Source organism: Chryseobacterium koreense CCUG 49689 (assembly GCF_001045435.1).
Lineage (GTDB): Bacteria > Bacteroidota > Bacteroidia > Flavobacteriales > Weeksellaceae > Kaistella > Kaistella koreensis.
The window spans coordinates 209,172-234,768 of the sequence record NZ_LFNG01000012.1 but is presented as its reverse complement, the minus strand read 5'-3'; the positions used below and the strand labels follow the sequence as shown (position 1 = coordinate 234,768).

The 25,597-nt window shown below is 40.8% G+C and carries 20 protein-coding genes and 1 tRNA gene; 5 read left to right on the top strand and 16 right to left on the bottom strand.

What is annotated here, in order from left to right:
* Positions 1 to 2 precede the first annotated feature (2 nt).
* From ACM44_RS10195 to idi, 4 genes are all read right to left on the bottom strand, one after another.
* Positions 3 to 1,133, bottom strand: coding sequence for an alpha/beta hydrolase (locus ACM44_RS10195; protein WP_048499921.1), 1,131 nt, complete (start codon positions 1,131 to 1,133; stop codon positions 3 to 5).
* Positions 1,134 to 1,142: 9 nt separating this feature from the next.
* Entirely contained in the window at positions 1,143 to 1,781 is a 639-nt protein-coding gene (locus ACM44_RS10190; RefSeq protein ID WP_048499920.1) for an alpha/beta hydrolase, read from the bottom strand.
* 735 nt (positions 1,782 to 2,516) lie between these two features.
* Positions 2,517 to 3,812, bottom strand: coding sequence for a tyrosine--tRNA ligase (tyrS, locus tag ACM44_RS10185; protein ID WP_048499919.1), 1,296 nt, complete (start codon positions 3,810 to 3,812; stop codon positions 2,517 to 2,519).
* Between the two features lie 193 nt (positions 3,813 to 4,005).
* A complete protein-coding gene (idi, locus tag ACM44_RS10180; protein ID WP_048499918.1) occupies positions 4,006 to 4,515 on the bottom strand; it encodes an isopentenyl-diphosphate Delta-isomerase in 510 nt (169 codons plus the stop codon).
* Positions 4,516 to 4,818: 303 nt separating this feature from the next.
* On the opposite strand from idi, the gene ACM44_RS10170 reads away from it, so the two are divergent.
* Together ACM44_RS10170 and ACM44_RS10165 are read left to right on the top strand one after the other, a co-directional pair.
* Positions 4,819 to 5,220 (top strand): LNS2 domain-containing protein, encoded by a 402-nt coding sequence (locus ACM44_RS10170; RefSeq protein ID WP_048499959.1) that lies wholly within the window; start codon positions 4,819 to 4,821, stop codon positions 5,218 to 5,220.
* A gap of 1 nt (position 5,221) precedes the next feature.
* The gene (locus ACM44_RS10165; protein ID WP_048499958.1) at positions 5,222 to 6,181 is read left to right on the top strand and encodes a D-2-hydroxyacid dehydrogenase; all 960 of its coding nucleotides are present in this window, start codon (positions 5,222 to 5,224) and stop codon (positions 6,179 to 6,181) included.
* Between the two features lie 172 nt (positions 6,182 to 6,353).
* Here ACM44_RS10165 and ACM44_RS10160 read toward each other — a convergent pair whose 3' ends face one another.
* Together ACM44_RS10160 and ACM44_RS10155 are read right to left on the bottom strand one after the other, a co-directional pair.
* Positions 6,354 to 7,955, bottom strand: coding sequence for a S8/S53 family peptidase (locus ACM44_RS10160; protein ID WP_048499916.1), 1,602 nt, complete (start codon positions 7,953 to 7,955; stop codon positions 6,354 to 6,356).
* An 83-nt stretch (positions 7,956 to 8,038) separates the two neighbouring features.
* Entirely contained in the window at positions 8,039 to 8,566 is a 528-nt protein-coding gene (locus ACM44_RS10155) for a hypothetical protein (protein ID WP_048499915.1), read from the bottom strand.
* Positions 8,567 to 8,729: 163 nt separating this feature from the next.
* Between ACM44_RS10155 and ACM44_RS10150 the strand changes: the two genes are divergently transcribed.
* Both ACM44_RS10150 and ACM44_RS10145 read left to right on the top strand, forming a co-directional pair.
* On the top strand, positions 8,730 to 9,857 hold the full coding sequence (locus ACM44_RS10150) for a DegT/DnrJ/EryC1/StrS family aminotransferase (protein WP_048499914.1): 1,128 nt from the start codon (positions 8,730 to 8,732) through the stop codon (positions 9,855 to 9,857).
* 6 nt (positions 9,858 to 9,863) lie between these two features.
* Entirely contained in the window at positions 9,864 to 10,154 is a 291-nt protein-coding gene (locus tag ACM44_RS10145) for a hypothetical protein (RefSeq protein ID WP_048499913.1), read from the top strand.
* Here ACM44_RS10145 and ACM44_RS10140 read toward each other — a convergent pair.
* The 3 genes from ACM44_RS10140 to ACM44_RS10130 form a co-directional block, all read right to left on the bottom strand.
* Entirely contained in the window at positions 10,132 to 12,165 is a 2,034-nt protein-coding gene (locus tag ACM44_RS10140; protein ID WP_048499912.1) for a recombinase, read from the bottom strand. The genes ACM44_RS10145 and ACM44_RS10140 overlap by 23 nt on opposite strands.
* A gap of 18 nt (positions 12,166 to 12,183) precedes the next feature.
* Positions 12,184 to 12,828: a monofunctional biosynthetic peptidoglycan transglycosylase gene (gene mtgA / locus ACM44_RS10135; RefSeq protein WP_048499911.1), complete on the bottom strand. Its 645-nt coding sequence runs from the start codon at positions 12,826 to 12,828 to the stop codon at positions 12,184 to 12,186.
* Between the two features lie 72 nt (positions 12,829 to 12,900).
* Positions 12,901 to 13,947 (bottom strand): ABC transporter substrate-binding protein, encoded by a 1,047-nt coding sequence (locus ACM44_RS10130; protein WP_048499910.1) that lies wholly within the window; start codon positions 13,945 to 13,947, stop codon positions 12,901 to 12,903.
* A 46-nt stretch (positions 13,948 to 13,993) separates the two neighbouring features.
* On the opposite strand from ACM44_RS10130, the gene ACM44_RS10125 reads away from it, so the two are divergent.
* Positions 13,994 to 14,067 (top strand) — tRNA-Arg (locus tag ACM44_RS10125).
* 54 nt (positions 14,068 to 14,121) lie between these two features.
* Here ACM44_RS10125 and ACM44_RS10120 read toward each other — a convergent pair.
* The 7 genes from ACM44_RS10120 to ACM44_RS10085 all read right to left on the bottom strand — a co-directional run bounded on the left by ACM44_RS10120 (position 14,122) and on the right by ACM44_RS10085 (position 25,563).
* Positions 14,122 to 16,053, bottom strand: a complete 1,932-nt coding sequence (locus tag ACM44_RS10120) for a M1 family aminopeptidase (protein ID WP_048499909.1) — start codon at positions 16,051 to 16,053, stop codon at positions 14,122 to 14,124.
* A gap of 78 nt (positions 16,054 to 16,131) precedes the next feature.
* Positions 16,132 to 17,580, bottom strand: coding sequence for a D-alanyl-D-alanine carboxypeptidase/D-alanyl-D-alanine endopeptidase (dacB, locus tag ACM44_RS10115; protein ID WP_083993707.1), 1,449 nt, complete (start codon positions 17,578 to 17,580; stop codon positions 16,132 to 16,134).
* Between the two features lie 152 nt (positions 17,581 to 17,732).
* Positions 17,733 to 20,177 carry a replication restart helicase PriA gene (gene priA, locus ACM44_RS10110; RefSeq protein ID WP_048499908.1) on the bottom strand — a complete coding sequence of 815 codons (2,445 nt, stop codon included), beginning with the start codon at positions 20,175 to 20,177 and terminating at the stop codon, positions 17,733 to 17,735.
* Positions 20,178 to 20,265: 88 nt separating this feature from the next.
* Positions 20,266 to 21,282 (bottom strand): UDP-glucose 4-epimerase GalE, encoded by a 1,017-nt coding sequence (gene galE / locus ACM44_RS10105; protein ID WP_048499907.1) that lies wholly within the window; start codon positions 21,280 to 21,282, stop codon positions 20,266 to 20,268.
* Positions 21,283 to 21,326: 44 nt separating this feature from the next.
* Positions 21,327 to 22,409, bottom strand: coding sequence for a DNA replication/repair protein RecF (gene recF / locus ACM44_RS10100; RefSeq protein ID WP_048499906.1), 1,083 nt, complete (start codon positions 22,407 to 22,409; stop codon positions 21,327 to 21,329).
* 566 nt (positions 22,410 to 22,975) lie between these two features.
* Positions 22,976 to 24,778 (bottom strand): BamA/TamA family outer membrane protein, encoded by a 1,803-nt coding sequence (locus ACM44_RS10090; protein WP_221247174.1) that lies wholly within the window; start codon positions 24,776 to 24,778, stop codon positions 22,976 to 22,978.
* Positions 24,779 to 24,804: 26 nt separating this feature from the next.
* Positions 24,805 to 25,563 carry a UbiA prenyltransferase family protein gene (locus ACM44_RS10085; RefSeq protein WP_048499904.1) on the bottom strand — a complete coding sequence of 253 codons (759 nt, stop codon included), beginning with the start codon at positions 25,561 to 25,563 and terminating at the stop codon, positions 24,805 to 24,807.
* Between the last annotated feature and the right edge of the window lie 34 nt (positions 25,564 to 25,597).

Below are 25,597 nucleotides of genomic sequence, written 5' to 3'. Positions count from 1 at the left end.
ATTTAAGGAAACAGCCACAGAAATGCAGCCGGAAATTCCTTAGACCAATAACTTTCAGAATGAGTGCCGTAATCGTCGAACTTCGTATGGATGTTTTTTTCGGGAACCCCCTTTTTGATCAAGAGCGGAACCATTTCCTCCACATCCGAGACCATTTCGGGAGATTCCTTTTTCCCGGCAAGAAAATAAAATTTTGTCTTTTTAATTTTGGTGGAATTTTGCTCCACAAACCACATTAATTCGTTTCTGGCAAACCAAAAACTCGGACTGAAAATTCCCAGTTTACCAAATTTATCCGGATATTTCATCCCGGTGTAGAAAGAAATCAGGCCGCCCATCGATGAGCCGATCAATCCGGTATTTTTTGCCTTTGGAAGCGTTCTGTAAGTTTTGTCGATGAAGAGTTTCAAAGTGTTTGCCAAGAAATCTGCATACAGTTCTCCTTTTCCGCCCCCATATTTTGCATTATTCCATGCGGAGTATTCATTCAACCTTTCCGGTCCGCCATTTTCAATTCCTACGATGATTGCGTTTCGTTTTCCCATTGTAAAAAGGGAATCCATGGCTTCATCCACTTTCCATTCACCGGAAAAAGACGTCGATTCGTTGAAAAGATTCTGCCCGTCTTCCATGTAAATTACGGGATAGCTCTCCTTCGTGGTGGCATAATTTTCCGGGAGGTAAATCCAGATTTTGCGGGAGGTCTTAAGTTGTGGAATCCAAAAATTCTCGCTTAAGATCTTCACATTGGCCGAAGCGGTATTTCGTTTCGGTTGGGTTTTTTCCCATGAAAGAATTTGGTTGTCAAGGCTTTGCGGTTTCCCATTGAAATGAAAAACCCTGTTTTCACGGCCGTTTCCGTTTTCGTCTCCTTCTGCGGTTTCCCAACTTCCGCGCGTGAATTTGTATTCCGCTTTTCCTGAACCTTCGGGGATCTCGATGGAATAATTTCCCCATTCATTCTTTTTTAGCTCAAATTTAGGGTCATTCGGATTCCAGCTGTTCAGCGAGGATGCAACAAAGATTCTCGCATTTTCCGGTGTGTCCTTTGGAACCGAGGTAATATCCAGAATCACCTGACTTTGAAGACCAGAATAAAGAAAAAATAGGAAAATGGAAATGAGCTTGTTCATGGCGGAGTGCTAACTCTTAAAAAAATCCATCAAATCCATATAGTTTTTTTGGTTCACGCCGTGTCCGCTCATGTATTCGCGGAAAGAGAAATAACAACCCAAATCATAAAGCATTTCTGCTGCTTTTCTTCCCCAATCCAAGGGAATTATCGCGTCCTCCGATCCATGAGAAATGAAGAAGCGAAGTTTTTCAAGTTTCTTTTTGTCTTTTGAGATGTTTTCCAGCAATTTTTCTTCTGGATAACAGCTCATGCAGGCAACTTTCGAAAATAAATCGGGGTTCTCTAGAGCCAATGCGTAACTCAATATTCCGCCTTGTGAAAACCCGCAAAGATGGGTTTCGTTTTCGGTCAATCCGTAATGGTTGGTGATTTTCAAGATGTTTTCCAGGATCACCTTTTCAGAGGCTTTCGCCTGGTCCAGATCAATTCGGTTTTCCTCATTCATCAGATCAATGTCATACCAAGAAAATCCACCATAAGCGGTAGAATGTGGAGCCCGGAAACTGATCACGATCCAGTCTTCGGGTAGAGTAGGGACGAATGAAAAAAGATCTTCTTCATTACTTCCATATCCATGAAGCAAAATTAAAAGCGGGGTTTTCGAGGTGATATTTTGGGGTTCCCGAACCAGGTATTGTAAATCCATTGAACAAAGATAAGGATTTTTAGAGTCGTTTAGATTTGCTGCGCTATGTAGAATTGCGGGTCACAAAATCATGAGAAAGTCTGAGGAAAGCGGTTAATTTGGTTGAAAATTCCCTTTGTCTATTATTAAAGAAAATACCTAAATATTTTGTAAATCAATATTATTGTATAGTACATCAATGCCATAAATATTGTAGTTTTTTCTAAATAATTATGCTATATTAGCAAATGGATCTATATCATTTTTAAACTTTAACGTGGTTTCTACTTCAATTCTGGCAATCTTTTTTAAGAATCTCACCATGTAAAGTTTTACTTTAAATATAATTGAATTTAACATTTGAAAATTAGCAATTTAAATGATTAAATTTAAATTAACTTTAAGTCATTTTAAATAGAATACAGTAAAAATTTGACTCATATTTTGATAATGCTACAGCAAAGTAGAAGAAAAAATCAGAGAATTTAAAAAATACGGATTAATTTATTTTTAAAATGAGGTTATTTTTTTTCTTATATCGGCATCGATAGTGAAATGTAGAATTTGAAAAAAAATATCCTTTTTGGTTAATAATTTATTTTGAATACTTACATGGTTGGGAACGTTCCAAACAAAAAAAACCGGAATCAAATCCGGCTTTATATTGCTTGGCTTCCCGATCATTCAAGAGCACTTTTTTTCACTTTTGGTTTTTCATATTGATGACGATCCGCATCGTAATTCAATCTTCCCACTTCAGACTGCTTTCACAATAAAGTAGTTCTTTTTCCCTTTTTGGATTAAGAGGAATTGGTGATCAATCAGATCTTTTTCGCCGACTTCAAAAGTCTCGTTTACTTTTTCTTTGTTAATGGAAATTGCATTCTGTTGAAGTTCCCTTCTTGCTTCACCTTTTGATTTTAGAAATCCGGATTTTTCGGAGATCAGGTCCACCACATTGGAACCCAGCAATTCGTTTTTGGAAATCTCTTTTTGCGGAACCCCTTCAAAAACTTCCAGGAAAGTCGCCTCATCCAGGTTCACCAAATCTTCTGCAGTACTTCTTCCGAATAGGATTTCAGATGCTTTCACTGCCTTTTCGAATTCTTCCCTATTGTGGACCCAAACCGTCACTTCTTCCGCTAATTTCTTCTGGAGTTTTCTTTCGTGTGGTGCGGTTTTGTGTTCTGCGATCAGGTTTTCGATTTCTTCTTTTCCCAAGAAAGTGTAAAATTTGATGAACCGCTCTGCATCTTCATCAGTTGCATTTACCCAGAATTGGTAGAATTTGTATGGTGATGTCCTTTTTGGATCCAGCCAGTAATTTTCGCCACTTTCGGATTTTCCGAATTTGGAGCCATCGGATTTGGTGATGAGTGGAACGGTAAGTGCAAAAGCTTCACCCTGCGCTTTTCTGCGGATGAGCTCGGTTCCGGTGGTGATGTTTCCCCATTGGTCCGATCCGCCCATTTGAAGTCTCACATTTTTTTCCCGGTAAAGATGAAGGAAATCATAGCCCTGCAAAAGTTGGTAGGTAAACTCAGTGAAACTCATCCCTTCTGCGCCGCCTTCTCCGGTGATTCTTTTCTTCACGGAATCCTTCGCCATCATGTAGTTCACGGTAATGTTTTTGCCGATATCCCGAATGAAATCCAGAAATGAGAATTCCTTCATCCAGTCGTAATTATTGACCAATTCGGCTTTATTTGCGCCTTCACCATCAAATTTCAGAAATTTTGAGAGTTGGTTTTTAAGGCAATCCACATAGTGATTCAAAGTATCTTCATCCAAAAGGTTTCTCTCGTTCGATTTCCCTGAAGGATCACCGATCATTCCTGTTGCGCCTCCTACCAAAGCGATGGGTTTGTGGCCGTGCTGCTGGAAATGCGCCAAAATCTTGATCTGAATCAAACTCCCGATGTGCAGCGAATCCGCAGTCGGGTCGAATCCGATATAGGCTGTAGTGAGTTCTTTGTCAAGTTGTTCATCGGTTCCGGGCATCATGTCGGCAAAAAGTCCGCGCCATTTCAGTTCTTCAATAAATGGATTCATTTCGGTGAGAATTTTTTAAGGTGCAAAGATAGGGATTTTTGCCGGCACTCGGCAGGTAGGAGTGTGGCGAGTTGTTGGATGATGAATTCGCAGCGCGGTGAACTTCAAAAGGCAGCGGTCAGTAAGGCGAAATCACCAATCCCTAATCGGGACTTGTGTTTTGCATCTTGTGCTGTGTATCGCGAATTTTGAACTAAAGGTTTTCTTTGTATTCTTTAAGGATAATCTTAAACCATTCCGTGAAATTCTGCGGGTTTTCTGCCAGTTCCCGATCCAGATTCTCCATGGAGATGTACCGGATTTCTGAAACCTCTTCGAGATTGAGGTTGAACTCGCCATTGTAATTTCCGGTAAAAACGTGGTCGCGTTCGTGCTCCCAAAGATTTCCGCCTACATCGGCTTTGTAGATAAAGTGGAATTTTTCGGTGAGTTCGGCATCGATTCCGAGTTCTTCCTTTAAACGGCGTTTTGCGCCCTGCAAATAAGTTTCGTCGATTCTGGGGTGCGAACAGACCGCATTGGTCCATTGATTTGGCGAATGGTATTTTTCTGCAGCCCTTTTTTGGAGCAGGAGCTCACCTTGGTCATTAAAAAGGAAAACTGAAAATGCACGGTGGAGGATTCCGTTTTCGTGGGCCTGCATTTTTTCCATTAAACCCAAAACTTCATCATTTTCCGAAATCAAAACTACCTGTTCTTCCATAGCCTGCAAAATTAAGGTTTAATGTTTAGCTGCGGAAATTTTTGTGATTTTTTTAAGATGGATGGTCTTGAATCAAGGGTTGAAGAATTTTCGTTTCAATCAATATCTCGTTGAATTGAACGGTAATGTGATTAAAAAACTGCAAAACTTGTTTTCAAAATCAGCTCCACGTCGGGTAGAGCCTATTCCAAGCTGCCGGAAATGCGTGGGAGAGGGGAATGCCCACATAAAGGAATCTCTTGTGGATAACTAAACCGTTGGAAACCAATGAAAATTTGTAATTTTGCCCCTTAAAATTTGATGATGGAATTAGAACATAAGGATCATCTGAGTCCTATACTGAAAGGGAATGTGAAGAATTATCTGATCGATATCGATGGCACAATTACAGACGATATCCCCAATGAGGAACCCGAACGAATGATTACCTGTGAACCGTATCCGGATGCCCTGGAAACGATCAACAGATGGTACGAACAAGGACATATCATCTGCTTTTTTACCTCCAGAACGGAGAATCTGAAACAGATCACGATAGAGTGGCTGGATAAGCACGGATTTAAATACCACAGCGTTTTGTGCGGGAAACCACGAGGTGGAAACTACCACTGGATTGACAACCACCTGGTAAAAGCGACCAGATACAAAGGAAAGTTCACCGATATGGTGGAGAGACAAGTAACGATTGAAGTTTTTAATGATTAATATGAAGGTTTTAGCAAATGACGGTCTCGACCAATCGGGAATTGACGCTTTGAAGGAAAAAGGTTTCGAGGTGATTACCCAAAAAGTTCCGCAGGAATTCCTGGTGGATTTTATCAATGACGAAAAAATTAGAGTGCTTCTCGTCAGGAGTGCGACCCAAGTTCGGGCAGCATTAATCGACGCCTGTCCAAGTCTGGAAATCATCGGTAGAGGTGGGGTTGGAATGGATAATATCGATGTGGAATATGCCCGCTCAAAGGGAATCCATGTGATCAACACGCCGTCGGCTTCATCGGCTTCTGTGGCGGAACTGGTTTTTGCGCACCTGTTTTCTGGTGCCCGGTTTTTGCAGGAATCCAATCGCCAGATGACGGTTTTGGGAAATACCGATTTCGCGAGACTGAAAAAATCTTATGAAAAGGGAATCGAACTTCGGGGCAAAACGATTGGAATTGTAGGAATGGGAAGAATCGGCCAGGAAGTGGCAAAGATTGCACTCGGTCTGGGAATGAGGGTAATTGCGGCAGACAATCAAATTGGGAAAGCATCCATAAAAGTAAAGTTTTACAACAACCAGTTTATCAATGTGGACATTGAGACCGAACCTTTGGAAGGGGTTTTGAGACATGCCGACTTTATCACGCTCCACGTTCCGGCACAGAAAAACGGGGCGATGATCGGTGAGAGAGAATTCGCGATGATGAAGGATGGAGTGGCGATTATCAACTGTTCCCGAGGCGGCGTGATTGATGAGGAAGCTTTGGTTTCGGCACTGGATAAGGGCAAAGTGGCATTCGCCGGTTTGGATGTATTCATCAATGAACCAACCCCGTCCGAAGCCATCTTGAAACACCCGAAAATTTCGCTGACTCCGCATACCGGAGCTTCCACACTGGAAGCGCAGGATAGAATTGGTATTTCTTTGGCGGAACAGATTTGCTCTATTTTGCAGGTGAATTAATACTTCGTCAAGTGATTTAGGCAAATATTTCGTACATCTTGGTTTCATATGGTGCGCAAAGTTTCCCGACTTTGCGCGCCGAACAGCCGGAACAACTGCAAACTGCAATACTTCCGCGCTTATTTTTTACATTTAAAAGCGATCTTTAGGTGAAATCAAAACATCTTTCGGCTTATTTCTTCACCAACTTCTCAATCACTTCACCTTTGTCCGTCTGTATTTTCACAAAATAAACCCCTGAACTCAGTTTTTCGATAGGATTTACTTTTTCGGCTTTAAAAGTTTGAACTTTCTGACCTAAAGTATTGAAAAGTTCCACGGAGATAATTTTGTCGGCGGTATCGATGGTGAAAATATCGGTCGCAGGATTTGGATAAATCTTTACCGAAGACTTCACTGCGTTTTCACCGGTCGCCAAAGTGATGTTGTTGTAAGCTTGCCCGAAATTCAGAATTCCCCATCCCAATTGTGGATTATTGCTTGGATAAAGTGAGGCCGTCTGCCGGAGAATGTTCGCCACTTCAGACAAAGGTTTGTTTCCGGCTGCCTGGATTAAGCAAGCGACTCCGCCTGCAGCAAGTGGCGTGGCGAAAGAGGTTCCGCTACTGGTGGTTACACTGTTGTTGTAACCCATCACAGTGCTAGTTCCGCGTGCGCTTCCATCTGGTTTGATCACGCCTAATGCATTCGGCCCGTAAGAAGAGAAACTGGAACTTGCACCGGTAGAAGTCACTGCTCCCACGGTGAACACTTTCTGATTATCGGCCGGCGTGATGAGATAATGCCACGCATTTTGCGCTTCGTTTCCTGCTGCGGCCAGTACAAAGATTCCTTTTTCGACCGCGATTTGCGCAGTTCTGGCGATAAAAGAAGTGGTGCCGTTCATGTCGGAATAAAGCATGTTGTAGCGGGTATCATCGAAATTGTAATATCCAAGCGAAGTGGTGATTAAATCCGCGCCGTTTCGGTCTGCTTCTTCGGCGGCTTCCGCCCAATAAATCATCTCTTCCGGAATTTCCACTGCCGCATCTTCAGAAGCATACAAAAGGAAATCAGCATCGGGTGCAGATCCCACATATTGATTGGTTACATAAGCGGCTATAGTTCCCAAACAATAGGAACCATGGTTGTTTAAAGTGGTATTGTAGATATCGGTGCTTTTATTCACGAAGTTGTAGCCGCCTTTGATTTGTCCGTTGTCACGGATTCTTTGATAAACGGATCCGGTATTTACCCGTGGAAAACCCGTGTCAATCACGGCAATCGTAATTCCAGCTCCGGTAAATCCTGCAATATGCAGCGGACGGAGATTGATCTGGTTGATTTGCGCCAATCCCTGTCCATAATTGAAATTGGTTTTGCCGATGGACTTATTGAACTCGTCAAATTTGTTGGTTCCTGTAGGTTCAGGTTTTCCGCCATGTTTGATGAACTTTTCCACAGACTGCACATAAGGTTGCGATTCCAGCAATGCGATTTGAGCGGTGGTGGCGTTCACAGCAACTCCATTCATCCATTTGGAATAATCCGTTACGGTGAAACCCAGATTTCGCACATTTTGGATATAGGTGGGTTCAATCGGTGCATCCTGATCGTTTAAGGCAATCCCATATTTGGTCCTTCTGTCCAGTGATTTCTGATTGAGTTCAGAAAGTGGATTCGCATAAAATGCGGCTCTGTTCGGTTTGTCTTTAAAGTAAACGAAGACCAGTTGAGTTTGTGCACTCACGAAGGTAAAAACCGCCACTACAACGAGTGTAAATATTTTTTTCATGAAAATTTAGATATGAGATATTGCACCAAAAATAAGAAAAATGTGAAATCAATCAGCATTTTTCCCTTACTATTTGTTTTTTGTTATTTAATATAGGTTTTGTTTCCGTTTTTATTAATATAGTATTTTCCGCCTTTGGGTCCCACAAAAACCTGGTGTCCATTATATGTCCCGCCGTTTCCAGGAGTATAGGCTATTTTGGCAGTGGGTGTTTGCGCAGGTCGCCTGTAGGTAGGTTGATGTGCAGAAGCTGTAGGAGTTTGTGCATTTTGATTTAGAGCAGGAGTTGCCTCGGTTGGAGCAATACTATTTTTGGAATAAGTTCTTTTTGGTTTTGCTCCATCTGTGTTTACGGCGGTTGAAGCGACCTGTGAAGTTACCGTTGCTGCGGGTTTTTTGGCATAAGTTCGCTTTGGTTTTGCATCTGATGTTGCAGGGCTGGATTGCGTGGCGGAATGAGTCGCAACTGATGCAGCGACCTCGGACTTCTTGGTATATTTTCTTTTTGGTTTTGTGGTTTGCGCGGTTCCATCTATGGTTTGTCCAAATAATTCTGAGGTTCCAAATGCGGTGATCATCAACAGCATCAGGAGGATTTTAATAGCTTTCATATTTTTTAAGAATTTTTTGATTTGATTTTTTCTAGGCTAAATTCATACCATAATTTTCTGATTGTCAAAAATTTAACAAGATTTATCAAGGCTTAAAAAAACATTAAGTCTTTTTAGTTTTTTTAAAATCCTTAATTTCACTAAATTTGAACAAATATTTTTTATGAGAAAAATTCAGATGGTTGACCTTCAAAGTCAATACTATAAAATAAAATCCGAAGTGGATAACGCCATTCTGAATGTGGTGGATTCTGCAGCATTTATCAATGGTCCGGAAGTAAAGTCTTTCCAAAATGAACTGGAAAATTATCAGGGAGTAAACCACGTGATTCCATGTGCCAACGGAACAGATGCGCTGCAAATTGCTTTGATGGCGCTTGATTTAAAAGAAGGAGACGAAGTGATTACCGCAGATTTCACTTTTGCTGCAACGGTGGAAGTGATTCATTTGCTGAAGCTGAAAGCGGTTTTGGTGGATGTGGATTATGACACTTTCACCATCGATACAGAAAAATTGAAAGCCGCAATTACCGAAAAAACGAAAGCGATTATTCCGGTTCACCTTTTCGGACAATGTGCAAACATGGAAGAAATCCTTAAAATCGCAAAAACGCACAATCTGTATGTGGTTGAAGACAATGCACAGGCAATCGGTGCGGATTTCACATTTTCAGATGGAACTTCCAAAAAGTCCGGTTCAATGGGGATTATTGGAACCACCTCGTTTTTTCCGTCCAAAAATTTGGGATGCTATGGAGATGGAGGTGCTATTTTCACCAATGATGACGAACTCGCGCACAAAATCCGCGGAATTGTGAACCATGGAATGTATGAAAGATATTACCACGACGAAGTGGGCGTGAATTCCAGATTAGACAGTATTCAGGCGACGGTGCTCAGAAAAAAACTTCCGCTTTTGGATTCATATAATGATGCCAGAAGGAAAGCTGCCGATTTTTATGATGAAGCTTTTGCTAACCATCCTCAAATCCTGACTCCGAAACGTGCCGCCAATTCCACGCATGTTTTCCATCAGTACACTTTGAGAATCCTTAATGGAAAACGGAATGAACTTCGAGATTTTCTTGCTGAAAAAGAAATCCCGGCGATGATCTATTATCCGGTAGCACTCAGAAAACAGAAGGCTTACTATCAAGAGAGCAATGATGCCGATTTCGCCAATACCGACAAGCTTTTGAATGAAGTGATTTCGCTTCCGATGCATACCGAACTTGACGACGAGCAACTGAAATGCATCACCGATTCTGTGCTGGAATTTATGAACCGATAGAATCACATGAAAAAAAAGCGGGAATTCCAATCCTCTGAACTCGTGAAATCTTTTGCGAAAATTTACGGTTTTGAGGATAAGCTGCTTGCTTTTGAAATCAAGGATTTTCTCCACGAATATTTGAAGGACGCTCTTTTTGCAGAGATTGATTCCGTGAATTTAAAGGCTAAAGTTTTGGAAATCAGGATTAAATCGCCACTGCTGAAAAATGATTTCAGACTGAGAAAATCTTTTTTTCTGAAGAAGTTTCAGGAGAAATTCGGGGCCGAAAATATCACTGATCTCCACGTTTTGTAGCCACCGTATTGTTGATCATTTCATCTGCACTTTCATCCAATTCCGAGCGGATCGGCAAGAAAAACCGGAATGGATTCTTCATGAAATATCGGAAGATCTCTTTGTAAATCATGGTCAATTCCCCAAAATTCAGGCTTCTGGAACGAAATGCCAAAATCATCGACAGTCCGAAACTGACCGCAAAATTGAAGAAACCGATGATGAAAACGGTAATCAGACCAATCCAAAAAACTTGCCATGAAACTGAAAAACCGGCACCGTAAAGTCCAAGTGCAAAATTCCCGGATGCAAAAGTGATGTGGCGAATGTCTAGATCCAAACCAAAGAAAAGTCCGATTGGACCGGTGATTCCCAGGAAAACACCGAACCAGAAATTCGACATGATTCCTGCCCAGTTTTTGGCGTAATACTTTGAAATGCCTTTCGCAGCTTTAGAACCTAAAAAATAATTGAGGAAAACGTTTTTTTCGATGCGTTTCGGCAATTTATAGAAAACCAAACTGTTTCCGACACTTCCCGCAATCAGGCCTGAAAGAAAAAGATAAAAACCTGTGAGACTTGCATGAAGGATCGCCTTGGAATGAATTGGGTCCAACTCGTTCAGGAGTTTTGCGGATTTTTCCACGGCAAAGTTTTCCTTCAATAAAACATCCAGCCCATAAATAATCGCAAGCGCCACCGGAAAAGCCAGCAGTACATTTCCCATAAACGCGATGAACTGTGAGCGGAAGACCCGGGAAACCAAATGTGCGAAATCCACGTAATTTTTGCGGGTATTCTTGTCCTCAGATAATACTTTTGCCATAGTTGCGGCCGTCATGGCCGGTTGTTTGGTAGCCAAAGTGTAACTCATCAGATAAATCATGATGAATCCCATCGCATAATTAGTGGCATAAAGAAACGCATGGGAGAAATCGCTTCCCGGAAAATAGCTGTAAAGCATTTTCAGCACACAGAGTGCTCCCACGATGATTCCGCCACCACTTGCGCGCAGAAACATTTTCAGGTAATCCCTGGAATTGGAGGTGATGTAGTGTGTGCCGGTTTCGGCGGTGTGGTTCGTGATGAGGTGCGAAAGCAGGGTGGTGCTGTCCGCAAATAATTCCCTGAGATTGTTTTTCCGCGATTTGTATTCCAATATATTAAAGAACAGCTGTTTGGAGTTCTTCAACACATCACTTTCCTCATCGATGACCATCACTGAAAGGATATCACCCATTCGGTTCAGCTGTTGCCGAATCTTTAAGAGCGACTGGTTAATCTTTCCGGAAATCCCATAAGTACTGGAATTTTTGAAAGCCACCGCAACAAATTCGGAACATTGCTCCAAATAAATTTTGATCTGTTTGTAGATTTCGTCTTTCGAGGTCAGCAGAAATTCTGGATTTTCTTTGAATTGTTGATTCAAAAGATCGATTTCCGACTGCACCGCAACAAACGGATTGTCTAAATTCCGGTATTCTGGAGCCATATTCACCACTTCCACATCCATCGCGTTTCCGATGATTCTCCATGCCAGAATGTTGAGCGAAAAGAGCAGTTCCCGCATCACCTGTCGGTCCAAAATATATCGGTCAACCTTCAAAAGCCGGAATGCCTCATCCAATTTTTCGGAGGATAAACTGCTGAAAAATTCGAGGTCTTTTTTGGGCTGCACAGATATGGAATCCACCAAATACCAAACCGTATTTTCATTTTCGATGTTGGGCAGAATTTTGTCCAGCATCCGTTTTTTGAGTTCCGGATAGAAAGCATTTTCCGACAGGATATTTGCTTCCGTTAAGGAAAGATTGAAAGGTTTTTGCCGGAAAATTTTTAGGATGTACTTCGAAAAGTGATCGGTAATGTCTTGATTTTCTTTTAAGAAATAGAGAACATCATCGAAGTTTTCAGTCCGGATGGCGCGCAGAAAATCAATCAGCGGCTCAAGTGATGTCGTCTCATTGCTGAAACTGAAATACTTCGCCAGAATGCTGTTGAAACGATCTGTATTTCTCAATTTAAACACCATAGACCCAACAAAGATAACTTATTTTAAAATGACATTGTTCATCTGCCGCATAATCCAGTTGTGTTTTTTATTCAGGTATGCGGACGGGTGATGAGGATCGTATTTTTGTGGACTCGGCAAAATGGCGGCAATCCAGGCGGCTTCACTTTTAGTGAGTTCCTTTGAGCTTTTCTTGAAATAATACTGCGAAGCGGCTTCCACCCCGAAAACGCCCTGTCCCATTTCAATGGAATTCAGATACCTTTCCAGAATCACATCTTTTCCCCAAACCAACTCTATGATAAAAGTGTAAACGGCTTCAAATCCTTTCCTGATCCAGCTTCGTCCCTGCCACAGAAAAATATTTTTTGCAGTTTGCTGGGAAATCGTACTTCCGCCCCTTAGTTTTTTTCCGGCATTATTTTTTTCGTATGCCTTTTGGATGGCATCCATATCAAACCCGTTGTGATCAAAAAATTTTTGGTCTTCAGATGCAATCACCGCTTTTTTCACCTGGTCACCCATTTCGGAGTAAGAGATATAATCTCTATGTAGTTTTCCATACTGTATAAGCCCTCCAATTTGAGTTAAAGTGATGGGCGGATTAAAGAATTTTCCCCAAATAATAAAGAGAATATTGGCTAGGATTAAAAGATAGATTAGTTTTTTGACCTTCTTCCACATGGTTTGTTTGCTTGGTAAATGTTTTTTTTAAATCGCTGCAAAAATAGGATTTTGTTTTTCTTTCGGCCAGCATTATTTCAGTTCCTTCATGTAGATCAGCTCATCATTGGGCAAAAGCTCCGGATGGAAGATCTTGATATAATCCTTTAAAACAAGGTCTGCGCGAACAATCCCACTCTCAAAATAGTCATTGGATTTTCCTTTTTCTTTTCCGGTAACGGTGTAGATTCTACCATATTTAAAAACATTCATTTTGGCGTAATTGGGATTGATCTGAAGGAGTTCTTTTTTGCTCTGGTGGTTTCCTGCGTTGACCCAAATTTCAGCATTTTCTGCCTTGGCAAAAACCTCTTCAAAACTCATGGGAATTGCTCTGGAATCATGATTTTCAGCATTGATGTAATTCGCATTTGCATCAGAAACCAACCTCGCGAAATTTGTTTTGCCTCCAGGTAAAAACCATTGGTTTCCATAAATTTCATTGGCTAAAATTAGAGGTTTGGTCTTGGATTTTTGAGCTAAATTTTTCAGGGATTCATAATTTTTCCTGATTTCTTCAAACTTCAAGGTTGCATTTTCTTCGGCAGCGAAGAGTTTTCCAAAAAGCAGAAGATATTTCGATTTTGCCAGCGGATCCTGTTCCAAATATTCATCCATGAAAATCAATTCGATTCCATTTTTTTTCAGCAGATCATAAGTATTGTCAAAATTTGCGATATAATTGGTGAAAATGGCATCAGGTTTCAGGGCGATGATTTTTTCCACATCATATTTCTGTTCGTTTCCAATATTCTGGATTTTTCCCTCACCCAGGAGTTGATGGATTTTTTCAGAATACACATATTCCGGACTGGAAATTCCGATGATTTTGTCCTGCAATCCCAATTCATTGAAATACCCAACCAAACTTGCATTGAGCAGCATTACCTTTTTCAGCGGTAGTTTGGATTTTGAAATCTGATAACTGAACTTTCCCGACTTTAAATCAAACGAGTGCTGACTTTCTTTAAACTGAACATTTTCAGATATTTTCACCCATTCTGCAGGGATTTCCTGATCTGTTTTTTTACAAAATAACAGCAAAAAAGCAATAATAAAGGCTAAAAAATATGGTTTCATTTCTCAAAGAACGTAAAAAAGTGTTATATTTGCAAACCAAAAATCGGGGCTCGTGGCGCAACTGAATAGCGCATCTGATTACGGCTCAGAAGGTTACAGGTTTGAATCCTGTCGAGCTCACAAAAAAAACTTTGCAATTGCTGCAAAGTTTTTTTTATGGATTTCAGATTGGTTTTACTCCTTGATAAATTTGAACTGATGTTCGCCCATTTTTAGGAGATAAGTTCCTTTCGTCAATTGATTGACGTTCACTTTTTGTCCAGATTGATATGTTCCTTCTTTAAGCAGTTTGCCATCCATACTGAAGATCTGGTAAGGCTGGTTATTGGAAATACCGGAAACCGAAAGTTCATCCTTCACCGGGTTTGGATAGAGCGCCACCTTTGAATTAGCAATATCTGAAATACCCAAAAGTGTAGTGTCTTTCGCTACGGTCGAATTTTTTTGAATGATCTGATATTCATAGTTGAACTGTACAGAAGCCACCGTGAAATTCAGTTGATTTCCAAAAAGTTGGTTGTTTGTGGTATGGTTTAAGACCAAATAGGCCGTTTCTCCGCCGGTTCCGTTCACTTTGATGGGCAGAGGCATTTCAAAGAAACTTACCGATGAATGGCTTTGCGTCTGCGAAACTTTGAAGAGCAGGGTTTTATCGGGCATTTGGTTCCACTTGATCTGGTAGGTCGGATAACCCTGTCCGTAGATCCAATCGTTGAAAAATTCCGTGAAATCCTTACCGGTGGACTGCAGCAGCGAGTTTTTCAAATCTGCGGTTACAGCGTAATTGTATGCAAGATTCGGACGTGAATGATAATCCTGCAAAGCTTGGTAGAATGCTGCATCACCCAAAATCCACTTCAGCATCCTTAAAACGTAGCCGCCTTTCGAATAACTTAATCTGCCGCTAAAAACAGCACCTACATTGCTCAGGTTTGCATCTGAAACATATACGCTTCCGTTGGTAGCACTGGTGATATAATCATTTTCAGAAGATAGATAACTCAGGAATTGGCTGTTCGTCATCAGTAGTTTTTCGTTGGCCAAATGTTGGCCAAAAGTAGCAAATCCCTCATTGAGCCAAATGTCATTCCATGCACCGCAGGTGACTTTATCCCCAAACCATTGGTGGGCGAGCTCATGGGCAATGATCGACCGACTCCAAGCTCCCATCGAAGACATGGTGGCATGCTCCATTCCGCCTCCCCAGCCAAATTCCATGTGGCCGTATTTTTCATTTCGATAGGGATACGGACCGAAATACTGCTCAAACATCGTCATGATATTCTTGGTGTAGTTGATGTTGGACATCGTGGTGGAGTTCTGTGCGGTAGAAGGATACAGGTAATTCACGAAAGGGAACGGTGGATTTCCCATCGTGTCGTTTAATTTCGTGTAATTGGTTATTCCCAAACCGATCAGATATGCCGGAATGGGATAATTGGTTTGCCAGAAGGTGCGTTTTTTGTTCCCGGGAAGCGTGGTTTCAGAAAATAATTTCCCGTTTGCCGCTACATTATATTGAGATGGAGTAGTGATTTTAAAATCTACTTTGTCAATTTTGTCATTCATGCTCTGTTTGGTCGGGAACCATTCTTGCGCGCCATACGGTTCAGAAAGGGTGTAAAGCGCCGGAGTTCCACCCTGCACATCGATCGTGAAAGCATCACCTGCACTTCCGGCGGTATCTGGAACTCCGGAATATTTGATGGAAAGGGAATCCAAAGTTGCTGCAGGAATATTTGAGGGAAAATCAATTTTAATTTCTTTTGTTGCCAACTGTGTGAAAGTCAGATTATTTCCGTGGTATTTCACTTCGGACACAGTCAGAACGTTGGACAGATCGAAATAAATACTGGAAATATTTTGGTTGGGAACGAAATGGGTCGTCACCGTTCCGCTTACGAACCGCACTGCGGGATCCAGATCGAGATCAAGCCGCTGATATTTAATATCGTAATTCAAGGTGTTTGGATTCACATTGAAATTGATCATTTTATGGTAATGATCTACTTCACTTTTGATCTTACTTTTCATGTCGGCTTCCAAATTCTGGGTAAAGAAGCTGGTGAAAACCAACATGAGCATCGCTGAATAAAGTTTTTTCATTGAAAATTATTTTGGGTTAAAGATAAAAAAAACCTCTCATTTAAAAATGAAAGGTTCGTTATAATTTTTAAATTTCAATTAAAGATTCATAGCGGGATCCAGTAATTGTTCCATTCTGGCCTTCACTTGGTCCACAGAACCTGCATAATTGTTAATAAGCAGAGAAAATACCAAGGTCTTTCCGTTATTCGTTTTCATATATCCTGCAAGAGTCTTCACTTTATTGAGTGTTCCGGTCTTTGCAAAGATCTGTCCGTTTCCGGTGCCGACAAATGATTTTTTCAGAGTTCCGGTTTGTCCGGCAATCGGCAGTGATTCCAGATAAGTGTTGAAATACTGCTCATTCATCAGGTTCGTCAGAAATTTTACCTGAGACATTGGCGTGACCATATTGCTTCTGGATAGACCACTTCCGTCAAAATAATTCAAACCTGCCATATCAAAAGAAATTTCCCTTAGGTGTTCCGTGACCACATTTCTGCCGGATTCCAGTGATTGGTCGCCGCCTTTTTGGAATCCTACCATTCGGAGCAGTGCTTCCGCCAAAGCATTGTCACTGTGCTGGTTGGTGTAATAGATAATTTCGGCCAAAGTCGGCGACTGATAAGCGGTGAGGACTTCTCTTTTTTCGGGATTTTTATCCACGGTTTTGGTCACCACTTTTCCGGTTACCGAAATTCCGCTTTTCACGAGGTTGGCTCTGAATGAATTGGCCAAATATGCCGGAACATCCGGTAATTTCGTGGTCAAGCCGATTCCGTCAAATTGATCGGCATAAACCATTTGCTTAATGTATGGTGAAACGTAATAATAGTTTTTGTTCTCGGCAAAAGGATTGGACTGTCTTGCGATCAGCCTCTCATTTGCGGGATTGATTTCATAAGTTCCACCAACGGGGAGATAGTAACTTCCATTTTCCAGCCAGACGATATTTTCGGGCAGCGTCTGCATCTTATTCGATTTAAAGACTGCTGTCTGCAAAATAATTTCGCCGTTTACCTTTTTAATTCCCTTTTGCTGCATTGCCATTTTGAAATCAGAAATGAGGTCGCTGTACGAAGAAGCACCGGCTTTTCTGGTTCCCAAAGACGGATCTCCGCTTCCAACAATATAGAGATTTCCCTGAAGTACTCCGTTTTCATCGATGTTTCCCGAATACTCAAGCTGGGTGGTCCACCTGAATTTTTCGCCGAGCAAATGAATTGCGGTTTCGGTGGTCAAAAGTTTCGTGGTAGAAGCCGGAATCAGAGGCGTGTTTTCGTTATAGGAACTGACCACTTTTTTGGTTTGCGGGTCATAAATGACAAATCCCCAATTGGCATTCCTCAACACCGGATCACTCATCATGGAATTGATGTTGATATCCACCAGTTCTTTGGCGGTCATCAATTTTTCAGCGGAAGCGGTAGTCGAAGAGGAATTGTCTAAAGATTGAGGGTAGTTGTTGGTAGTGAAAGTTCCCTGTGCAAATGCGTAAGATGAAAATACGATGGCAGTGGAAACTATGATATTTTGAAGTCTAATCATTTAATTTTATTTATTTGATTAACTGGTTTTGCTTAAGTCTAATTCGAAAAAGTACATACAAATGACTTCTTTCGAACGGTCAAAAGTATAAAATATTGTTGGAAGTCAATGGTTTAACGATTATAAATCCAGGTAAAATTAGTTAAAGTTTGTTAAAAATCGACAAACACAATCCTTTTTATGGATCGGTAAGCAGGAAGTTCGTCAAATTCTTCAAAACTTTTCAAAACCAAATTTTTGTATTCGCTGTACTTTTTTCCTTTCGGAAGTTTGAGTAAAATCTGGTACTGATAAAGCAGATTTATTTTCGAGATGGGTGATTTTTCGGGACCCAAAATACATTCTTCCGGAAGATATTTCCTTAAGATTGAACCCATAAACTGAGACGCCCGATTTGTTTTTTCTTCTCGGCGGTGTTTCAGTTCAATGAGGATCAATTTTACAAATGGCGGATAAAGGAACTTTCGTCTTTCCTCCAAAAAATGATCATAGATTTTTAAAGAATAGTTTTCTTTAATCAATTGAAATACAGTGTGATGTGGATTGTAGGTCTGAATCATCACCTTGCCTTTCCCGGAAATTCTGCCCGCTCTTCCAGAAACCTGTGTAATGAGCTGATATGCTTTTTCTTCGGCACGAAAATCCTGAACATAAAGCAATGCATCCGCTTTCGGAATCACCACCAACTCGATGTCATCAAAATCCAAACCTTTGGAAATCATCTGTGTCCCCACGATGATATCTGTTTCCCCGTTTTCGATTTTTTCATAAAGTTTTTCGTAAGCAAACTTCTTCCGCATGGAATCTACATCCATACGATCAATTTCTGCTTCCGGGAAAATCCTGGAAATTTCCTCAAAAATCTGTTCCACGCCGACTCCGCGAACATTTAGATTTTCCGAATGGCATTTCGGGCAAAATTTCGGTTTGGTCGCTTTTTGTCCGCAATAATGGCATTTCATCTCATCGGAAAATTTGTGATAAGTCATCACCACATCACAATTGGAGCAATAATGGACATATCCGCAACTTTCACATTCCACTACATTCGCGTATCCACGCCGGTTGTGGAGAATCATGATCTGCTTTTTTTGGTGGAGTTCGTTTTGGATTTCTTCGGTCACTTCTGTGGTGAAATTTCCGGTGACTCTTTTTAAATCCTGGGCTTCTTTGAAGTCAATTAATTGATATTCGGGAAGTTTTACGTTTCCGAATCTTTCACCGAGGTAAACATATTGCAGCTTTCCTTTTTTCGCCAAATAATAGGTTTCCACGGAAGGTGTCGCAGAGCCCAGAATCGCCATTGCGCCGTAAGTTTTCGCCAAAACCAGTGCGGAATCTTTTGCGTTAAAATAAGGGGAAACTTCCCTTGGTCGGTACATGGAATCGTGTTCCTCATCCACAATCACCAAACCCAAACTTTGGAAGGGGAGGAACAGTGCATTTCTGGTTCCGATCACCACTTTCAGTTCATTGTTCTTGACCTTCCGCCAAACTTCAACTCTTTCGAAATCGGTGAGTTTCTGGTGGTAGAAGCCAAGCTGCTTTCCGTATTTTTTTTCGAGTCGCTGAACGATCTGTTTGGTCAATGAAATTTCCGGCAACAAAAAAAGTACGCTCTTTCCTTCCGATACCGTTTCCTGAATTTTCTCCAGATAAATATGGGTTTTTCCCGAAGAAGTGACTCCATGCAGCAGCACATTTTTCCCGGTAGCAAAAGCGGCATCAATTTCCGATTTCGCTACAAGTTGGGAATCGGTGAGTTTCTCCAATTCCTCCATTTCGCCAGAATAAGCTTCCAGTCGGTCTTTCTGCAGATAATATTCTTGCACCAAACCTTTTTCTGAGAGTGACTTTAATTGGGTAGATGCATAATTTCCTTCGGCAAATATTTCCGATTTGCGGATAGGTTTTTCGGGATGCTCGGTTTGTTTTTCCAAAATGGAAAGGAAAAGCTCCTGCTGTTTCGGCGAACGTTTCAATTCTACGAGGATTTCCGGGAGGTTTCTCTTCAAAACGCTGTCTTCGATTTTCAGATAGGCTACCTCTTTCGCTTTGTATTTTTCCGCGATTTTCTCGTCCACTTCGATGTATTTCAGATCAATCAGTGAATTGATGGTTTTCACGATATCCTTTTTCGGAATAAACGCTTCAATCTCCGTCAGATTGATCAATTGCCGAACTTCCAGTGCCTGAATCAGATACATTTCATTCACCTCCAAAAGCTCGAAATCAACGGTAACATTTGGTTTTAATTTCAGGTAAGTTTCACTTTCCAGCTTTAAAGATGAAGGAAAAGCGAACCGGTAAATTTCGCCCAGATTGCAGAGGTAATATTCGGAAAGCCAGTTCCAGAAACGGATTTGCTCATTCGGCAGAATCGGGAACTCATCCAAAATGCTGATGATTTCTTTCGGGATGAAAATTTCCGGCGCGTTTTGATGGATTTCGGTTACAATTCCAGTATAGATCTTTTTTCCCCGAAATGGCACCAAAACCCTCATTCCCACTTCAATCTCATCCAAATAAACATCGGGAACTTTGTAGGTGAAAGTCCCTTTCAGATTGAGCGGAAGTATGATTTGCGCAAATGTCAATTTTTAAATTTGATTTTGAAACGGTTGAATTTCTGAAAAAATCTTCTCAGTCGGCATGGTTGGCTGAACAGAAGTTTCTGGTTAATGGCTATGATCTGGTTTCCAGGTATTTCTGCCATTCCCAAGTTGTTCGAAGGGCTTCTTCCAATGTGGTTTCCGCTTTCCAGCCGAGTTCTTTTTCTGCTTTTGCGGGATTGGCATAAGCAACCGTAATATCTCCCGCTCTTCGTTCGCAGATTTGATACGGAACTTTCACCTGGTTCGCATTTTCAAAAGCACGGACCACTTCCAAAACCGACGAGCCGTTTCCGGTTCCCAGATTGTAGATATCTATTTTGGTATCTTCTTCTGTGGCCATCAGTTTCTGCAAAGCTTTCACGTGTGCTTTCGCCAAATCTACCACATAAATATAATCTCGAATCGCAGTTCCGTCCGCAGTCGGGTAGTCATTTCCCCAAATGCTGAGCTTTTCACGGATTCCCGCCGCCGTTTGAGTGACATAAGGAACCAGATTATTTGGAATTCCAATCGGCAATTCTCCTAAAAGCGCGGTGGAATGTGCTCCAATCGGGTTGAAATACCTCAGAAGTGAAACTCTTTTTTGGTAGGCGGTGGCGAAATCCTTCAAAATTTCTTCGCCCATTTGTTTTGTTTTTCCGTAAGAAGATTCCGGCAATTTTAGCGGCGTGTTCTCGTCAATCGGTTGTTGGTCCGCTTGTCCGTAAACGGTGCAGGATGAACTGAAGATAAAGTTTGAAATATTTCTTTCCTTAAATTCCTGAAGCAAATTGACCAGTGTGAAAAGGTTGTTTTCATAATAGTCAAGCGGTTTTTCCTGACTTTCTCCAACTGCTTTGAAAGCTGCGAAGTTGATGCATCCGTCGATTTGGTGTGCATCCAGAAGTTGCTTGATGAGCTCCCTTCTTTTCAGGTCAAATGGATAAAAAGCAGGCCTTTTTCCGGAAACCTTTTCAATATTATCCAAAATGAATTTTTCGGAATTAGATAAATCATCCACAATCACCACATCGAAATCGTTGTGAAGCAATTCCACCACGGTATGCGAACCGATGTAGCCTAATCCTCCTGTTACAAGTATTGCCATAATTTTGTTGCTTTGCGTCTTGCGGACCGCATTTTCATTTAATATTATTTGATTTCAAAGATTTTTGATTCCTCGTTGATTTTTTTCACCACGTTTTCTGTTCTTTCTTTGTGCGTATCGGTGATAAAAATCTGACCGAAACTTTCTCTGTTGACCAGTTCAATGAGTTGCGAAACTCTGGAGTCATCCAACTTATCAAAAATATCGTCCAGCAAAAGAATTGGTGTTTTTGCCGTAATTTCTTTGATCCTGTTCATCTGCGAAAGCTTTAGCGCAACCAAAAATGATTTTTGCTGTCCCTGGCTTCCGGTTCTTTTCAGCAGATTTCCGTTCATTTCAAATATCAGATCATCTTTGTGAATTCCTTTCGAAGTATAAGTTAAGATCCGGTCTTTTTCAAGATTTTGAGTGAGGAGATTTAAAAAAGTATTTTCCTGTAAATCAGATTGGTAAATTACTGAAACCATTTCGTTTCCATTGGAAATGATTTCATAATAATTTTGGATCAGGGGCAAAATGGAAGCGATGAATTCCTTCCTTTTTTCATAAATATTTGTTCCGAACCTGATCAATGGTTCCTGGTAAATCTCCAAACTTTCCGCGTCAAAATATCTGTTTTTTGCGAAAGATTTCAGGAGGGCATTCCTTTGCTGAATGGTCTTTTGATACTGGATGAGGTTGAAAAGATATTCGCGGTCTGTTTGAGAAATCATGGAATCCAAAAACCTTCTGCGGCTTTCTCCGGAATCGGAAATCAGGTTGGAATCATAAGGGGAAATGATTACGCACGGCAAAAATCCGATATGATCCGTAATTCTGTCGTAGGTTTTGTCGTTTTTCCGGATGATTTTTTTGGCTTCTCTGGGTTGCTGGATTTTAATGATGTTTTCTTTCTCGCCATCAAAAATTTCTCCTTCGATGCTAAAGAAATCTGCACTCGTCATCACATTGTTAAGATCCGTGTTTCCCAAAAATGATTTGCCCACGGAAAGGTAATGCAAGGCATCTAAAACGTTGGTTTTTCCCACACCGTTATTTCCCACGAAACAGTTGATTTGAGGGGAAAATTCGAATGTCTTCTCCGAATGGTTTTTGAAATTGGTCAGGAATAGCTTTTGGATGGTCATAAACCTAAAATATTTTCTAAACTTTCAGGATTTTTGATGATTTTCCCAAAATGAAATACAACATACAGACTAATCAGCTGGTTTTTTTTAATATTAATATGCTGCAAAATGTACCCGGAATTCATTTGCCCAAATTTGGATCAAGTTTTGAATGGTCTGTTTTTTCATTGATTACGGCTCTAATTCTTTTTGGATCGGTCTTCCTTTTAAGACTTTGATTACTATACTTAAAGATTTCATCCCGCTGAAACTTTGCATAGCGAGTCTGGAAAATCTTCAGCTGAGCCATCCTTTATCCATTTTTATTGCCCTCTTTTTTCCTCCTTCAAATAATTTTCAGTTTCCTGTTCGGCCAATGATTTTTCAGATTCGTAAAAAACGGTTTCGGAAACATTTGCGCCTTATTTGGAATTCATCATTTCCCAAAGTCTGAAAACAGCTTCCCGCCGGGATTTTCGCTGATCGCGAGGATCAGTTTCTGCATCGAAAATTCAAAATTTTCCGTCTCCAAAATTTTCTGTAAATATAGCTATTTCAATTTGTATTTTGCGTGAAATGGAAGTCGGTTAATCTGCAAAATTCACAAATTTCGGAACCTCGGTGGAGAAGTTGTTCGTCATCATCAAGCTATTCTGGAAATGGTTGAACTCAAACATGGAATTGTTGTCAAACGGAACTTTCGGATAATACATGAATGAAAACTGAATCCTGTTGAAAACCAGATATGGATTGTCTAGCAGCAGTCCAACTCCGAACCGGGTGTTAGTCGGTGACTGGAACAGTGAATCCTTGGAACTTGCAAGCCAGCCGACCGCGGTAGAAAAATAGGGGCTAAAATGGAAGTTCTTCCAGGATTTGTTGATGAACATTTGGAACTGATAACGCAATATCATTTTTTTTGTGCCGATATAATCCGGGTCAAATGGTCGAAATTCACTCGGAGCGGAGAGATTCATCCGGTTGGTGTAGGAGTTTTGGTCCTCATAATTTCCAAGGGCAATCGTGGGTGAAAAAAAATGCCTGATTTTGCCAAATCTCCAGTCCTGCATATTGGTGAAATAGGTTCCATCAAATCGGAATTGGTTTTGGTGACTTTCTCGGTTGCCGAAAAAATGACCATATTGAAGTTTGATATTGTAATATCCCCAACTTTTCATGTTGCCCATAGAAGCAGAAATGCCCAGATATGGTTCACTGGTTCCGTTTCTGGCAAGGAATCCCGAAGTAATTCCTAAGGATTTTCCATAAGAAATATCTTCCGGAAGATTGTATTTGAAGACATTTTTTTGAACCGAGAAATTTCGATCGGTGTAAACCACGGATGCCAGAAAACTGGTAGAATTTCTAAAAAAGTTTACCGAATCGATTTCCGGACGATCCTTGTACTGAAAATTCTGAAACCTCCCTAAAACAGCGATGTTTTTGGAGATTTTACCGTCGTCAGCATCGTAAATCGGGAACTGGTAACCAGCCCAGAGATTTTGCCGGAACACCTTGATCTGCACTTCTGGAATGGTGTCTGCGTTTTCCATCGGCAAACCTGCTTTCCGCTTGAAAAACTCAAAAGTAAATCCTCCCGCCCAACGTGTGAGTGGCGAAAAGAATTCCCGGGTCGCCGTAAAGTTGATCCGCTCATTTTTTTCGAAGTCCTTTTCTCCTAAAACTTGCGCATTCACAAAACTGCCCAAAAGATTATTTGCAGTGTAGCTTCCGGAAAGATAGTTCGTTTTATCTTTGAAATTCACGATATGCTCCAAACTCGCTTCGTGTCCCAAACCCATGAAATTATATTCAGAAAGTCCGCCGCCAATCTCACTTCCCGAGAAATTCAGGTGTGGAACCAAACTCCAGGAATCCAGAACTTTTACGTGCACATTTACAGAATCCCTGGAAGTTTCATTTTCTTTTACATCAATGTTCACACGGTTCACGAAATACATCGATCGGAGCAGACGTTCTGATTCGTAGATTTTTTGGGCATTAAATTTCTCACCTTTTTTAAAGAGCAGATAATTTTTGATAGTGGAAGCTCTGGTTTCGTAATGAATTTTGTCTGCAAGTCGGTCGTACCATTTTCTGTCACCTGCTTTTTCAAAACTGCTTACACCAAAAGGATCCACCGTTTCAAACGTAATTTTTGCGATGAATTTTCCCCTAAATTTCTTTCGGTCCAAATCACTTGCACTGGTTTTCACCGAGACCGAATCCGCCTCTCTTCTGAAAACAAACTTGTGCAGGAATTTGGTGAATTTCCTTTTGTCAGAGAATTCCTCGATCTTGGTATATATGGAATCCTTTTTTTCCTGTGCTGAAAAAAAAGTAAAACCATTGAGGAGGAGAACAAGAAATAATAGATTTTTAATTTGCAATGAAACTGTTTTTATCAAATTGATGGTCACGAAAGATATGAAATTATCACCTGAATCAAAAATGGCAATCCGCTTAAACTTTCAACCCAAAACGAGAAATAGGATTCCCGGTTTGAGTTTTCAGAAAAAAAAATCAGCAGGAAGGTAAAAACCGAAGCCACAAAAAAAGCGACGGCGAATTGCGGTTTTAAATATGCTATTGCAACCACTGTGGCGAAAAAAACCAAAGAATATGCCAAAAATTTGGTGTTTTGAACCCCGATTAATTTGGGAAAAGTGATGATTTCGTCCACTTTCATATCGCGGATGTCAAAAGGCAAAACCAACGCGGTGACAAAAAGCATACTGATCCAGAAAATCGTGAAATGAAATTCCGGCAAAATCAGCCAGGAATTGATTAATGCCCAAGTTAATCCTACATAGAAAACCTTTAGGAACGGTATTTTCCGGATAGATGACTCCATAAAAGTACTGTTGTAGAGCAAGCCCAATGTTACAATCACCAACCATTTGAAAATCCGGATTTCGTGGTGATTCATCATGATCAAAATCATAGAGATAATTCCGCAAATAAAATTGAAAATTAATACACTGCGAAACTTTTTACTTCCTTGATATTTGGTGTACAGATAGCCACTGAAATAGGTGATGAAAATCAAAAGCACCGTAGGAAAGCGGAATGCCTTTTGCTCCAACATGAAAAAAATCGCCAAAAAAGTTCCCATTAAAGAAACGTAAATCTGACCATCGATAACGTATTTTTTTAGTAATTTTAATGGCTGCATTAATGCAAATTTAACCATTTTCAAAATTCAAAAT

Coding starts and splice junctions, on each gene's coding strand:
- ACM44_RS10195 (WP_048499921.1), bottom strand. CDS start 1,133: ATGAACAAGCTCATTTCCATTTTCCTATTTTTTCTTTATTCTGGTCTT.
- ACM44_RS10190 (WP_048499920.1), bottom strand. CDS start 1,781: ATGGATTTACAATACCTGGTTCGGGAACCCCAAAATATCACCTCGAAA.
- tyrS (WP_048499919.1), bottom strand. CDS start 3,812: ATGAATCCATTTATTGAAGAACTGAAATGGCGCGGACTTTTTGCCGAC.
- idi (WP_048499918.1), bottom strand. CDS start 4,515: ATGGAAGAACAGGTAGTTTTGATTTCGGAAAATGATGAAGTTTTGGGT.
- ACM44_RS10170 (WP_048499959.1), top strand. CDS start 4,819: ATGGAATTAGAACATAAGGATCATCTGAGTCCTATACTGAAAGGGAAT.
- ACM44_RS10165 (WP_048499958.1), top strand. CDS start 5,222: ATGAAGGTTTTAGCAAATGACGGTCTCGACCAATCGGGAATTGACGCT.
- ACM44_RS10160 (WP_048499916.1), bottom strand. CDS start 7,955: ATGAAAAAAATATTTACACTCGTTGTAGTGGCGGTTTTTACCTTCGTG.
- ACM44_RS10155 (WP_048499915.1), bottom strand. CDS start 8,566: ATGAAAGCTATTAAAATCCTCCTGATGCTGTTGATGATCACCGCATTT.
- ACM44_RS10150 (WP_048499914.1), top strand. CDS start 8,730: ATGAGAAAAATTCAGATGGTTGACCTTCAAAGTCAATACTATAAAATA.
- ACM44_RS10145 (WP_048499913.1), top strand. CDS start 9,864: ATGAAAAAAAAGCGGGAATTCCAATCCTCTGAACTCGTGAAATCTTTT.
- ACM44_RS10140 (WP_048499912.1), bottom strand. CDS start 12,165: ATGGTGTTTAAATTGAGAAATACAGATCGTTTCAACAGCATTCTGGCG.
- mtgA (WP_048499911.1), bottom strand. CDS start 12,828: ATGTGGAAGAAGGTCAAAAAACTAATCTATCTTTTAATCCTAGCCAAT.
- ACM44_RS10130 (WP_048499910.1), bottom strand. CDS start 13,947: ATGAAACCATATTTTTTAGCCTTTATTATTGCTTTTTTGCTGTTATTT.
- ACM44_RS10120 (WP_048499909.1), bottom strand. CDS start 16,053: ATGAAAAAACTTTATTCAGCGATGCTCATGTTGGTTTTCACCAGCTTC.
- dacB (WP_083993707.1), bottom strand. CDS start 17,580: ATGATTAGACTTCAAAATATCATAGTTTCCACTGCCATCGTATTTTCA.
- galE (WP_048499907.1), bottom strand. CDS start 21,282: ATGGCAATACTTGTAACAGGAGGATTAGGCTACATCGGTTCGCATACC.
- recF (WP_048499906.1), bottom strand. CDS start 22,409: ATGACCATCCAAAAGCTATTCCTGACCAATTTCAAAAACCATTCGGAG.
- ACM44_RS10085 (WP_048499904.1), bottom strand. CDS start 25,563: ATGCAGCCATTAAAATTACTAAAAAAATACGTTATCGATGGTCAGATT.